The following is a 12967-nucleotide window of genomic DNA, read 5'->3' as shown; positions in this document are numbered from 1 at the left end:
AACCGTTCCAATCGATGGAACTGGAGGAGGCGAACGTGGCACATCGGACGTACGCTGGAACACGTGGGTGATCGCACCGATACTTCAGGTTACGAGGCGCAGCAGTTGCGCTCCCACCTCGTGGGGGGCCTGCGGTCGCGCGGCGTGATCCGGAGCGAGGCAGTGGCGATGGCGATGCTCGCCGTGCCGCGACACCGCTTCGTGCCCGAGGCGACGCTGCGCATCGCCTACGCCGACGACGTGTACGTCACCAAGCGCAACAGCGACGGCGAGGCCGTCAGCTCCGCTTCCCAGCCCGCGATCGTCGCCGAGATGCTGGAGCAGCTCGACGTGCGGCCGGGCCACCGCGTGCTCGAGATCGGGGCGGGCACGGGTTACAACGCCGCGCTGCTCGACGCGCTCGTCGGCCCTGAAGGCGCGGTGACCACTGTCGACATCGACGCGGACACCGCCGGGCGGGCCCGCAGAGCCCTCGAGGACGTCGGCGCCGCACGCGTGCGCGTCGTCCAGGGCGACGGCGAGCTCGGCTTCATCGACCGCGCCCCCTACGACCGCATCATCGCCACCGTCGGCACCTGGGACCTGCCGCCGGCGTGGTGGGACCAGCTCAACGGAGGCGGCAGGCTCGTGGCGCCCTTGAGCATCCGCGGCTGCGAGCACTCGGTCGCATTCGACTACGTGGACGGTGTCATGCGCAGCCGCTCGATCGTGAGCTGCGGCTTCATGCCGATGCGCGGACTCGGCAGTCAGGAGGGCCAGACCGTCGAGCTTTCCGAGGGCCGCATCATGACCTTCCATGTGGAGCACGAGGTGGAGGCCGACGGTGTTCGCGGCGTCCTGGACGGGCGCGGCACGACCGTGTGGACTCCTGTGCAGCTCAAGGTGAACGACGATGCGACGCAGCTTTCGCTCTGGCTGGCCTGCGCGTTCGCGGGGTACGGGCGGATGAGCGCCCCGTTCGGGGACCACGGCCTGCAGCGGCTGCTGCTGCGCTGGGCCAACCCGGCGGTCGTCGAGGGCGAGGACTTCGCGTACCTGGTGTGCCGCAAGACCGGCGGCGGCAATGAGATCGGCGTGCGCGGTCACGGCCCGAACGGTCCGGCGCTCGCCGCCCGCGTCGCCGACGAGGTCCGCGTCTGGGACCGCGAGTGCCGCGACGGCGTCAGCCTCCAGATCACCGCCCACCGCAAGGGCACTGGGCCCGAGACCGAACCGCGCTTCACCGTCCCCAAGCGCCACACCCGCCTTGCGATCGAAGTGGCCCCCGACGAGGACGGGCTCCTGTAGCGAGGACGCCCGGCAACGGCCCGCACCGCATCGTCCGCAACCGCAACCGCAACCGCAACCGCGACGGCGGTGCCGACGCGATGCCCGCCGCGCGGAATGTCACGGGCGCGCTCGAGGACATCGCCGTCGGCGGCCACGAGTTCCCGAAGGCTCGCCGGTGGGCTGCGCCGCGGCGCGATCCGGCCGCAGGTCGCTGCGACTGCCGCAGGCGCGCATGTGACGGGCGCGCGGGCGCGTCCGTCCTCCGGTCACCCTCGCCTCGGTCGGCTCAACGTTTCGAACTAGGGTGGGAGGCGTCGTCGCCCTCCGGTCCTTGCGCCCGCCCCTCGGCGCCCCTTCGGATTCGGGTGACCCCGTGTAGCGGTACCGCTGCGACTGGTCGCAGTGGACGCAATGCAGTAATAGTGGCTGACACCCCTGAAAAGTCCCGGCCCCACTCGCCTCCGCCCCGAGTCGGCCGGTCGAAAGCCGTTCCCAGAAAGGACGCCCCCGATGTCCGATCCGACGTTCAAACAGCGGGCACGCTATTGGTTCGACAACACCATGTCGAAGGGCACGAAAGCGCTGATCGGTTGGCTGACCGTAATCACGCTGGCGCTCACCGCGATTGGTGCCCTCTTCCTCGTCGTCGTCAATGACGCCGACGGTTTCGTCGGTACATTGTGGAAGTCGTTCATCCACATCCTCGACGCCGGCACCATCACCGGCGACGACGCCGGCGGCCCTGCGATGGTCGTCATGTTCATCACCACCATCGGCGGTCTGGTGATCCTGTCGTCACTCGTCGGTGTGCTGACGACCGGTCTCGACGCGAAACTCGAAGAGCTCCGGAAAGGCCGCTCGCTCGTCGTTGAGAAAGATCACACCGTCGTTCTCGGATGGTCCGACCAGGTCTTCATCGTCATCTCGGAATTGGTGGAGGCCAACGAGAGCGAGAAACGCGCGGTGATCGCGATCCTCGCCGACCGCGACAAGGTCGAAATGGAGGACGAGATCCGCACGAAGATCGCGGACCTCAAGTCGACGCGTGTCGTGTGCCGCACCGGCGACCCGGCCGACCCCGACAGCATCGGCCTCGTGAACCCCTCGCAGGCGAAGAGCGTCATCATCCTGACCTCCGCCGAGGAGGACCCCGACGCGCAGCTCGTGCGGTCGCTCCTCGCGGTCACCCAGGGCGGCAACGGCATCAAGTGCCATGTCGTCGGCGCGGTGGCCGAGGGCCGGAACCTGCCGGCGGCCCGCCTCGCGGGCGGCCGCGCGGCGCACATCGTCGACGCGAACGACCTCATGGCGCGGCTCATGGTGCAGACCTGCCGCCAGTCCGGCCTCTCGGTGGTCTACACGGACCTGCTCGACTTCGGCGGCGACGAGATCTACATGGTCGAGGAGCCGGGACTGTTCGGCCGGCCGCTCAGCCAGGCTTTGCACTCCTACCGCACGTCCTCGTTCATGGGCGTGCTCACCAAGGAGGGCCGCTGCATCATCAACCCGCCGACCTCGGCGTCGCTCCAGCCCGGCGACAAGCTCATCCTCCTCGCCGCCGACGACTCGGCGATCGTGCTCGACGGCTCCCGGCCGGTGATCGACGAGAGCGTCATCGTCGCCCGCGCGGACGCCGGCAACCGGCCCGAGCGGACCCTCATCCTCGGCTGGAACGCCATGTCGCGCACGATCCTGGAGCAGCTCGACCAGTACGTGGCCCCCGGCTCGGTCACCGATGTCGTCACCGACCACCCCGACGCTCCCGAAGCCGTCCGCAAGATCGGCCCGACCATGCGCGTCCAGGGCCTGAACTTCAAGGAGGACGACACGACCGACCGGGTCCTCCTCGAATCGCTGAACCCCGGCTCGTACAACCACATCATCGCCCTGTGCTCGGACGACGTGGCCCCGCAGCTCGCGGACTCGAAGACCCTCGTGACCCTGCTGCACCTGCGTGACATGGCGCAGCGCAGCAACAGCCGCTTCAAGGTCGTCTCGGAGATGGCCGACGACCGCAACCGCACGCTCGCGCAGGTCACGCAGGCCGACGACTTCATCGTCAGCGACAAGCTCATCAGCCTCCTGCTGACCCAGACCGCCGAGAACCCGCACCTCTCCCAGGTCTTCGGGCAGCTGTTCAGCCCGGACGGCTCCGAGATCTACCTCAAGCCCGCCGAGCACTACGTTCGCCCCGGCGTACCAGTCAACTTCTACACCGTCGCCGAGTCGGCGCGGCGGCGCGGCGAGACCGCCTTCGGGTACCGCGTGGTGGCCCTCGCGAAGCAGGCCCCGAACTACGGCGTGCACCTGAACCCGGACAAGGGCCTGCAGTTCATGCTGCAGCCGGGCGACAAGATCATCGTCCTCGCCGAGGACTGACGCGGGAAGGGGTGCCGTGGCGAACCGTCACGGCACCCCTACCGGCGTACGACTTTGGTCGTAGGACGAGCAACGACCAACGGCCGATGGCAGTGTCGGCCCCCGCAGGTAGCTTCGATGGGGACCGCAGCACCCAGCGGAGGAAACAGGAATCATGACCGACGACCTCAACGCCGAGGAGACGCCCGAGCCCGCACCGGCCGGCACCCCTCGCGCCCCCATCACCCGATTGTGGGCTTACGCCCGCCAGCACCTGCGCCTGCTCATCATCGGCGGCGCGCTCTCCTTCGCCGGAGGCCTCGTCGGCCTCGTCCAGCCGCTCATCGCGATGGACGTGATCGACACCCTCTCCTCGGACGAGTCCCTCACCAGACCGCTGCTCTACCTCGGCGCGGTCGTCCTCGTCGGCGGCGCACTCGGCGCCCTCGGCCCCTACCTCATGCAGATCGCCGGGCAGGACGTCGTCCTCACCGTGCGCAAGCAGCTCATCGACCGGCTCGTGCGCCTCGAAGTCGCCGAAGTCGACCGCCTCAAGCCCGGCGACCTCGTCTCCCGGCTCAGCTCCGACACGAACCTCCTGCGCACCGTCGCCAGCACCACCGTCATCGGCGGCGTCACCGACGGGTTCATGATCATCGGCGGCATCGCCCTCATGGCCTGGCTCGACCTCGCCCTGTTCGGCACCACCATGGCCATGGTCGCGTTCGTCACCGTCACGATGCTGTTCATCATGCCGCGCATCCAGAACGCCACCATCGCCTCGCAGAAGGCCCTGGGCGACATGGGATCGCTCCTGGAGCGCATCTTCAGCGCCTTCCGCACCGTCAAGGCCTCCAGCGCCGAGGACCACGAGATCGGCCGCCTGAACACCGCGGCCACCGCCGCCCGCGACACGGGCGTCAAGGCCTCCTTCTGGGAGGCCCTCGCGGGCGTCGTCGCGTTCCTGCCGGTCAACATCGCGTTCCTCCTCGTCCTCGGCGTCGGCGGCGCGCGCGTCGCCTCCGGGGCCATGGAGGTCGGCACCCTCATCGGCTTCCTGCTGCTGCTGTTCTACCTGATGGGCCCCATCAACGGCCTCGTCGCGTCGCTCTCGCAGCTGCAGACCGGCCTCGCCGCGATCCACCGCATCGAAGAGGTCGAGAACCTCGACGCCGAGGACTCCTCGTCCGAGGGCAACCTGCCCGAGGCCGTGCGCATCCCGGTCGGCACCGGCCCCGCCCAAGTCGTGTTCGAGGACGTCACCTTCCGCTACGCCGACGACCTCCCGTACGTCCACCACGGCGTCTCGTTCGCGTCGAGCGGACGCGGCCTCACCGCCCTGGTCGGACCCTCCGGCGCCGGCAAGACCACGGTGTTCTCGCTCATCGAGCGGTTCTACCCGGCCACCACCGGCTCGGTGAAGGTGGACGGCGTCGACGTCGCGGACTGGCCGCTCGGGGAGCTGCGCGGCCTCATCGGCTACGTCGAGCAGGACGCACCGGTCCTGGACGGCACACTCCGCGAGAACCTGGTCATGGCCGCCCCTGAGGCGACCGACGCCGACCTGGACGAGGTCGTGCGCGTCGCCCGGCTCACCGAACTCGTCGGCAAGCTGCCCGACGGGCTCGACTCGCGGATCGGCTACCGCGGCACCACGCTCTCCGGCGGTGAGCGCCAGCGCGTCGCGATCGCGCGGGCCCTGCTGCGCAAGCCGCGCCTGCTGCTGCTCGACGAGGCCACCTCGCAGCTCGACGCCGCGAACGAGGCCGCGCTCAAGCAGGTGATGCTCGACGCGGCCGAGCGGACGAACGTCCTCGTCGTCGCCCACCGGCTCTCGACGGTGACCAGCGCCGACCAGATCGTGGTCTTCGACGCCGGCCTCGTGCGGGCCGTGGGCACGCACGCCGAACTGGTGGAGCAGGACGACCTCTACCGCGACCTGGCCGCTTCGCAGCTGCTCACGGCCGCATAGGGGAGTAGCGCCCCGCATCGCAACGACGAGCGCCCCGCGGCGGTGCCGCGGGGCGCTTCGCTTTGCCCGGCGCTACCGGGTGGGGGCGTTGGCGAGGACCTTCCGCACCTGGTCCGAGAAGTCCGTGTAGTACTCGTCGATGTAGTGGTACGGCCCAGGGCCCCACCGGTGCCCGGGGTCGGCGACGCGCAGGGAAGCGTCCACTTCGACCGGAGGGAGCGCCCGGTCGCCAAGGGCCGCTTCGAGGATCGCGTACGCGCGCTCGAGCCACGCGTTGTTCCGCCGGGTGCGCCGCAAGTCGCTCGCCGGCCGCCCCGACGTGTCGTTCACGGCCCAGAACGCCCGGTGGATGAGCACCTGCCGCGGCAGCCGCGCCGCGAGCGCCCTCGCCGCAGTCGCGAACGGCCCGTCGTCGGCCAGCTCGGTGTCGTTGGCGTAGAACCCGTAACCGGGCGTCTGGTCCAGGCCCGCATTGCGGAGGTAGATCGTCGACGTCACCAGTCCGGACCCCGTCTCGATGAGCGGCCAGCGCTCGTCGATGAGGTCGACGATCAGCGGATGGTCGATCCCCTCGAGCACGTCGAGCCCGGTCTTCAGATGGTCCTGGACGATCGTGCGGCGCTGGAAGGCCGAATCGAGCGCGATCGCTTCGGCCGCAATGGGAGTCGGGGTCGACACGAGGCTCTGGACGCGGGTGCGGGAGATGAAGTGCACGGGCTCGGGCAGCGGCTCGCGGCCCAGATCGGCGGCGTCCCGCGTGACGCAGCAGCCGATCAGCGAGTAGGTCGGGGGGAGATGCCCCATGGCAGGATGCTCCGATCCGGTGGCGGCAATGGTGACAAAGTGGCCAGTATGCAGGAGCCGGACCGCAGGCGGTAGCCGCCGGCCGGCCAGTTCCCGTTGTTCCGCCGCAGTCAATCTGCGCGCAACCTCCCGCCCGCCCGGCCGCAACCGAACGGCATCGGCCGCTCTCGATACTTGACGTCCGCCCCAGGATGCGCCAAGATGTCTTAGAAAACGGTTCCTATAAATATATGGATCGTTTCGGGGAGGTCCAGCCTCCTCAGGCTCCCGACCGGCTACCCGATCTAGAAACCGATACCTGCGGGCTCGCGACCCCGGGCACCGGATCGCGACACCCCCTGCCGCGATCGGATCGGACCGGAAGGGACCACAGGGAGGCCGTCGCCCCGGTGACCGTACCGATGGTCGCGGTGGTGCATGCCGGGGTGGCCGCCACCGCCGGAGCGACGGCCTCCCGCACGGCCGCGAACCCCCGCCCGACGGCGTGTCGACACTCCCGCCCCGCCCGATTTCGGGCATCGTTCAAACCCCGTTCACGCACGCGCCGAACCCGCGACCGCCAGAACGGCTTGACTGAAGGCCCATCCCCGATGGAGCCCCGCGCCGCAACGCCGCGCCCTCCCCACGAAAGGACCTCCATGTCCCCCAAGAGCGTGCTCCAGCGCGGCGCAGCCGTGCTGACCGTCGCCGGAGCCCTCGCCGGCCTCGCCGCCGCCCCGGCCGCCGCCAAGCCCCACCACGACGAACCCCTCGTCATCGCCCACCGCGGCGCCAGCGGCTACCTCCCCGAGCACACCCTCGAGGCCTACGCCCTCGCCGTCGAGATGGGCGCCGACGTCATCGAACCCGACCTCGTGCTCACCAAGGACGGCGAACTCCTCGCCCGCCACGAGCCCGTCCTCGACGAGACCACCGACGTCGCCGCGCACCCCGAGTTCGCCGACCGCAAGACCACCAAGCTCATCGACGGCAAACCCGTCACCGGCTTCTTCGCCGACGACTTCACCCTCGCCGAGCTCAAGACCCTCCGCGCCGAAGAGCGCCTCCCCGCCCTGCGCCCCGACAGCGCCGAGCACGACGGCCAGTTCGAGCTCGTCACCTACGACGAGGTCCTCGACTACGTCGACACCCTGGACCGCAAGGTCATCACCTACCCCGAGATGAAGCACCCGTCCTACTACGGGGACAAGGGCATGAGCATCGAGGACGCGCTGGCTGACCTGCTGGAGGAGCGCAAGCTCGACCGCAAGCGGTCGCCGGTGTGGGTGCAGTCGTTCGAGTACGAGAGCCTGCTCAACATCGCCGAGCGGGTGGACAACCGGATCGGGCTGAACATCGACGGCCAGGGCGCGATTTCCAACGCCCAGCTCGACGAGTACGCCGCGACGCTGGACACGGTGAGCCTCAACAAGAACCGCATCTTCCCGCGCGCGGCGGACGGCTCGATCTCGGAGCCGACGGACGTCGTGCAGCGCGCGCACCGGCGCGGCCTGGACGTGCACGTGTGGACGTTCCGCGCCGAGAACTCGTTCCTGCCGGCGAACCTGCGCGAGGGCTCCGACCCGGCCGCGTGGGGCGACATCGAGGCCGAGTTCGAGCTGTTCTACGACCTCGGGGTGGACGCCGTCTTCAGCGACTTCCCGGACCTGGCGATCGCCGCCCGCGACTGCTAGACCGGGTCACGGACCCAGGATTCACACCGAGAAGCGAGGGGCCGCCCTGCCGCCGGGGCGGCCCCTCCTCGGTCGGCCGCAGATCGACACTGTGCGCCCCCGCCAGCGAAACTGACGGGAATGTCGGTGGCGGATGCGACCATCGGACGCATGGCTGAGAACGAGATGACCGAGCAGGCGATCCCGATCCTCCGCGTCGAGGACGCGGCGGCGGCACTGCCCTGGTACGAGCGGCTCGGGTTCGTGAAGCAGTGGGAGCACCGGTTCGAGCCGGGCTTCCCGCTGTTCGTGGAGGTCGCGCGGGGGCAGGTGCGGCTCTTCCTCTCCGAGCACAAGGGCGACGCGCACCCGGACGGCGTGATCTACCTGCGGGTCAAGGACGTTGACGCGGTGGCGGCGGCGTTCGGCGTCGCGGCCGAGCAGATGGAGTGGGGTGCCAGGGAGATCGAGCTGCGCGACCCCGACGGCAACCGGCTGAGGATCGGCACGCCGCGGAGCTGACTAGCCCAAGAGTTGTAGTTCGAAGTGGACGGTCTGGAACGGCTCGTCGGCGAGGTCGGTGCGCATCTCGTTGACCGCCACCCGCTCGTCGAACAGGACGGTGCCGCGGGTGGACCAGAACTCGACCGCGCCCGGGGTGCGGGCGTCCGTGTGGAGGTACACGCCGCTGTAGCGCTCGCGGCTCGCGATGAACTCGAGGCAGGCGTCGACCAGCGCGCCGGCCAGGCCTCGCCGCCGGTGCTCGGGGCGCACGTACACGCGGTAGATCGTCGCGGTGCGGCCCTCCTCGAAGCGGCTCGTCACCTCGACCGGGTGCGGCGGCGACGCCGGCGTCTGGCCGCGCACGCCGGCAGTGGCGGCGACGACCCCGTCCCGCACCGCGACGAACAGCGTGTTGTCTTCGGGCGCAAGGTAGTACGAGTCGAGATCGATGATGTCGGAGTGCCATTGCGGCAGGTAGCCGTGCCCGAAGTCGCGGTAGACGGTGTCGAGCATGACCGACCGCGCCCCCGGAAGGTCCTCGGGCTCAGCCCGCCGCAGCACGTAACCCTCTACACCCCTGGCCCCTCGTGCCACCGCGATATCTGACATGTGTGCCATTATTGCATCCGTTTTGCAATAGGAAACACTTCGCGATAAGAGACGAGGCTCACGCCATGCCGCTCTCCCGGCGCACCCTGCTCACCGCCGCCGCGCCCCTCGGCCTCGGCGGCGTCCTCGCCACCACCGGCTGCTTCTCCTCCGACGCGACCGCATCCGGCGGCCTCGTCTTCGCCACCGCTCTCACCCCCGCCGCCGGACTCTCGCCCCACTCCGAGGACGCGTTCCTCCTCGCCCGCTGGGCCGTCGCCGAGACACTCGTCGGCCTCGACGGCAACGGCCTGCCCGTCCCGAAACTCGCCCTCGACTGGACTCAGGCCGCGCCCAACGACTGGGACCTCACCCTCCGCGAGGGCGTCCGCTTCCACGACGGCACCGTCCTCGACGCCGCCGCCGTGGCAGCCGCGCTCAACGCCGCCGCCACCGCGGCCTCCGTGCCCCGCGTCATCGACGGGCTCGGACTGACGGCCGAAGCGACCGGCGACCGCACCCTCCGCGTCACCACGGCCGCCCCCGATCCGGTACTCCCGCAACGACTCTCGAGCCCCTACCTCGCGATCCTCGCCCCCGGTGCGTACCAGGAAGACACCGTCGACCCGGTCGGCTTCGCCACCGGGCCCTTCCGCATCACCGAATCCACCTCCACCGGCGCCGTGCTCGAACGCAGCGGCGACCACTGGGGCGAGCAGGCCGCCATGGCCGGCTACCGCGCCGACTACGTGCCTGACGCCGCCACCCGCGTCGCGGCGCTGCGCTCCGGCGAGGCCCACGTCATCGAGGCCGTCCCCTACGCCCAGATCGCGAACCTCGACGCCTCCCAACTGCAGGACGCCCCCACCGGCCGCACCGTCAGCCTCTACCTCAACACCGCGACCGGCCCCCTCGCCGACCCCGCGCTGCGCGCCGCCGTCGCCGCCGCGATCGACACCGCGCCGATCGTGGACGACATCTACGAAGGCCGCGCCGACGCCCCCGAAGGCCTCTTCGGCCCCGCCCTCTCCTGGGCCGCCGACCACCGCGAATACACGCTCCCGGACGCCGCGGTCCCTGCCGGGGAGGCCCTGCGCCTCGCCACCTACTCCAACCGCGCCGAACTCCCCGAAGCGCTCATCGTCCTCGCCTCCCAGCTCGAGGCCGCCGGCTTCGCCGTCGAAACCGAAGTGCGCGAATACAACGACATCGAACCGGACATGCTCGCCGGGGAATTCGACGCGTTCCTCATGTCCCGCTCGGTCGTTCAGGACTCCGGCGACGCCTACACCTACCTCGACTCCGACTTCACCGGCGACGGCGGCTTCAACGCCTCGCGCCTCGCCGACCCCGCCGTCGACCAGGCGGTCGCCGCGATCGCCACCGCCGCAGCACCGGATATGGCTCCCGACGCGGCTGCGGCGGCCCGCCAGAGCGCCGTCCTCGACGCCGAAGCCGTCGTGCTCGCCACCGTCGCCGTCATCCCCATCGCCCACGAACGCCTCGTCACCGGCGTGGCGGGCGGCGCCGCGAACGTCCACAGCGATCCGCGTGAACGCGAGATCATCACCACCGCAACGACCATGGAGTAACCGGTGGCGCTCCTGCGGGGGACCCTCACCCGGACCCTGGTCCTCCTCGCCGTGCTCGCCGCCATCGGCCTGCTGCCCTGGCTCGCCGACCGCGACCCGGCCCTCACCGTGCTCCGCGCCCGCTACCCCGGCCGCGAGGCCACCGACAGCGCCCTCGACGCGGTCCGCGGCGAACTCGGCCTCGACGCCGGGCCGTTGGCGATACTCCGCGACTGGCTCCTCAGCCTCTCCCAAGGCGATTTCGGGACTTCCTGGACCAGCGGCGCACCGGTCGCCGACACCGTCCTGCCCGCCCTCGGCACCTCCCTCACGGTGATGGCCGCGGCCCTCGCGGTCACCTTCGCGGTCACCGCAGCCGCGTGCGCCCCCGCGCTGCGCCGCGCCGCCGAGGGACGACCCGTCGGCCCCGGCGGCGTCGCCATCGCCTCCTTCGCGGCCCTCCCGGACTTCCTCCTCGCCACGCTCGGCGTCGCGGTCTTCGCGACCTGGACCGGCCTCCTGCCCGCCTACGGCTTCAACGGCCCCGCCAACCTCGTCCTCCCCGCACTCGCCATGGGCCTCCCCGGCGGCGGCGTCCTCGCCCGCCTCGGGCGCGACGCCATCGGCCGCGTCGCCGCCGAAGACTGGGTCCGCCAATGGCGCACCGCCGGATACCCGAAGGGCCGCATCGCTGCCGGCCTCCTCCGCCGCGCGCTCCCGCCCGTCCTCCCGCAGTTCGCGATCATCGCCGTCTCCATCACCGGCGCGGCCGTCGCCGTCGAGACGATCTTCGCCGTGCCCGGCCTCGGCCGCGCCGCACTCGCCGCCGCCGACGCCCAGGACCTCCCGGTCCTCCAGGCCTGCATGGCACTCCTCATCGGCCTCGGCTTCGCCGCCGGACTCCTCGCCCGCCTCGCCGCCCGTGCGTTGGACGGCCCCGCCGCCGACGCCGCCGCGATCCCCGCCACCCCGCCCGCGACCGGTGAACGCCGCCGCCACCGGGCCTGGATCGCCGCCACCGCCGCGCCGCTGCTCCTCGCCGTCGCATACGGCCTCATGCGTTCCGGCGACATCGCCACCGGCTCCCGCCTCGACGCGCCCTCCGCCGGCGCATGGCTCGGCACTGACGAGCTCGGCCGCGACGTGCTCGCCCGGCTCGGCCAAGGCGCGCTCTGGACGACCGGAGCCGCGTTCCTCGCGTGCGCCCTCGCCTACCTGCTCGCGCTGGGCCTCGGCTTCGCGCCGCGCCTCGCGCATCCGCTCGCGGAGGCGTTCAACTCGTTCCCGGTCGCGATCGCCGGGATGATCGCCGTCGTGGTCCTCGGCCGCGGCCAGCTCGGCGCCGTGCTCGCGGTCGTCGCCGTCTCCTGGCCGCCGCTCGCCGCACACGCCGCCGAACTCACCGCCCAGGCCCGCGCGGCCGGGCACCTCGAAGCGCGCCTCGCCCTCGGCGCGGGGCCCTGGTGGATCCTGCACAGGCACACCCTCCCGCTGGTCGCGGGACCCCTTGCGGCCCATGCGGGTCTGCGCCTGCCGGGCATGGCCCTCGGCATCGCCTCGCTCGGCTTCCTCGGCCTCGGCGCCGAGGCCGACGCCCCCGAATGGGGAGCGAGCCTCGCCCGCTCACTGCCGTACCTCGAACGCGCGCCCCTCGCGGCCCTGGCCCCGGCCGCCGCGATGATCGCCCTGACCCTCGCGGTCATGGCCGCCGTCTCGCTCCCGAAACGCCGGCCACGCTGAACCGCCCCGCCCCCCCCGAGGGGACCCCGGCCCGCCGCCCCCACCCGTCTCCGCCCGCAAACCGATCGAACCAGTCGGCCGAAAAGTTATCCACAACCCCGCAACCAGGCAACAAAAGCCCAGCTCACATAGTTATCCACAGGTAAAAAACATTGCTTGAGTGTCTTGACTTTCTATGGGAGGCTGGCTTCAGTTTTGGTGTAGGTCGGCGGTAGGTAGGGGACCGCGCGGACCGCCGGAAGATCGGAGGCGCGGGATGGCTCCCGCGCCGACGGCACCTGCACCAGGCGTCCGCGGAGAGCGGGGGGGGGGGGGGGGGGGGGGGGGCGGGCGGCCGCGCCCCCCCCCCCCCCCCACCCCCCCCCCCCCCCGCCACCACGTCACGAAGTTCCCGAACATGGCCAAGCGGCTCCGCGCGGCCGACCCCGCCGCACCGGGCATCGAGGTCCACATGCTCGGCGGACACGATGCGCTGCACCGCATCCTCGGCGCGATCCCGCCAGGCTGGA

General features: G+C 71.2%; 9 protein-coding genes. 7 read left to right on the top strand and 2 right to left on the bottom strand.

Annotation, left to right across the window (positions count from 1 at the left end):
- Nucleotides 1-63: 63 nt before the first annotated feature.
- The 3 genes from fxlM to O2L52_RS22350 all read left to right on the top strand — a co-directional run bounded on the left by fxlM (nt 64) and on the right by O2L52_RS22350 (nt 5599).
- A complete protein-coding gene (gene fxlM / locus O2L52_RS22360; protein WP_270118343.1) occupies nt 64-1287 on the top strand; it encodes a methyltransferase, FxLD system in 1224 nt (407 codons plus the stop codon).
- Nucleotides 1288-1779: 492 nt separating this feature from the next.
- Complete coding sequence (locus O2L52_RS22355) at nt 1780-3648, top strand: CASTOR/POLLUX-related putative ion channel (RefSeq protein ID WP_270118341.1); 1869 nt, start codon at nt 1780-1782, stop codon at nt 3646-3648.
- 154 nt (nt 3649-3802) lie between these two features.
- Nucleotides 3803-5599, top strand: coding sequence for an ABC transporter ATP-binding protein (locus O2L52_RS22350; RefSeq protein ID WP_270118340.1), 1797 nt, complete (start codon nt 3803-3805; stop codon nt 5597-5599).
- A gap of 72 nt (nt 5600-5671) precedes the next feature.
- Here the strand turns inward: O2L52_RS22350 and O2L52_RS22345 are convergent, their stop codons facing one another.
- Nucleotides 5672-6403: a DUF6270 domain-containing protein gene (locus O2L52_RS22345; RefSeq protein ID WP_270118338.1), complete on the bottom strand. Its 732-nt coding sequence runs from the start codon at nt 6401-6403 to the stop codon at nt 5672-5674.
- A 638-nt stretch (nt 6404-7041) separates the two neighbouring features.
- Here O2L52_RS22345 and O2L52_RS22340 point away from each other — a divergent pair.
- Nucleotides 7042-8076, top strand: coding sequence for a glycerophosphodiester phosphodiesterase family protein (locus O2L52_RS22340; protein ID WP_270118337.1), 1035 nt, complete (start codon nt 7042-7044; stop codon nt 8074-8076).
- A 165-nt stretch (nt 8077-8241) separates the two neighbouring features.
- A complete protein-coding gene (locus O2L52_RS22335) occupies nt 8242-8577 on the top strand; it encodes a glyoxalase superfamily protein (protein WP_344471254.1) in 336 nt (111 codons plus the stop codon).
- On the opposite strand, the gene O2L52_RS22330 is transcribed toward O2L52_RS22335, so the two are convergent.
- A complete protein-coding gene (locus O2L52_RS22330; protein ID WP_270118334.1) occupies nt 8578-9168 on the bottom strand; it encodes a GNAT family N-acetyltransferase in 591 nt (196 codons plus the stop codon).
- 65 nt (nt 9169-9233) lie between these two features.
- Here O2L52_RS22330 and O2L52_RS22325 point away from each other — a divergent pair, with 65 nt between their 5' ends.
- Together O2L52_RS22325 and O2L52_RS22320 are read left to right on the top strand one after the other, a co-directional pair.
- Nucleotides 9234-10739: an ABC transporter substrate-binding protein gene (locus O2L52_RS22325; RefSeq protein ID WP_270118333.1), complete on the top strand. Its 1506-nt coding sequence runs from the start codon at nt 9234-9236 to the stop codon at nt 10737-10739.
- Between the two features lie 3 nt (nt 10740-10742).
- A complete protein-coding gene (locus tag O2L52_RS22320) occupies nt 10743-12458 on the top strand; it encodes an ABC transporter permease subunit (protein ID WP_270118332.1) in 1716 nt (571 codons plus the stop codon).
- Nucleotides 12459-12967 lie beyond the last annotated feature (509 nt).

The sequence above is a fragment of the Glycomyces algeriensis genome (assembly GCF_027622855.1).
Taxonomy (GTDB): Bacteria; Actinomycetota; Actinomycetes; order Mycobacteriales; family Micromonosporaceae; genus Glycomyces; species Glycomyces algeriensis.
Note: the sequence above shows the minus strand (reverse complement) of the source record. Positions and strands in the feature narration are given on the sequence as shown.

What these genes read in the sequence shown, in the direction of transcription:
- O2L52_RS22355 (WP_270118341.1), top strand. Translation starts at nt 1,780, where the DNA reads ATGTCCGATCCGACGTTCAAACAGCGGGCACGCTATTGGTTCGACAAC.
- O2L52_RS22350 (WP_270118340.1), top strand. Translation starts at nt 3,803, where the DNA reads ATGACCGACGACCTCAACGCCGAGGAGACGCCCGAGCCCGCACCGGCC.
- O2L52_RS22345 (WP_270118338.1), bottom strand. Translation starts at nt 6,403, where the DNA reads ATGGGGCATCTCCCCCCGACCTACTCGCTGATCGGCTGCTGCGTCACG.
- O2L52_RS22340 (WP_270118337.1), top strand. Translation starts at nt 7,042, where the DNA reads ATGTCCCCCAAGAGCGTGCTCCAGCGCGGCGCAGCCGTGCTGACCGTC.
- O2L52_RS22335 (WP_344471254.1), top strand. Translation starts at nt 8,242, where the DNA reads ATGACCGAGCAGGCGATCCCGATCCTCCGCGTCGAGGACGCGGCGGCG.
- O2L52_RS22330 (WP_270118334.1), bottom strand. Translation starts at nt 9,168, where the DNA reads ATGTCAGATATCGCGGTGGCACGAGGGGCCAGGGGTGTAGAGGGTTAC.
- O2L52_RS22325 (WP_270118333.1), top strand. Translation starts at nt 9,234, where the DNA reads ATGCCGCTCTCCCGGCGCACCCTGCTCACCGCCGCCGCGCCCCTCGGC.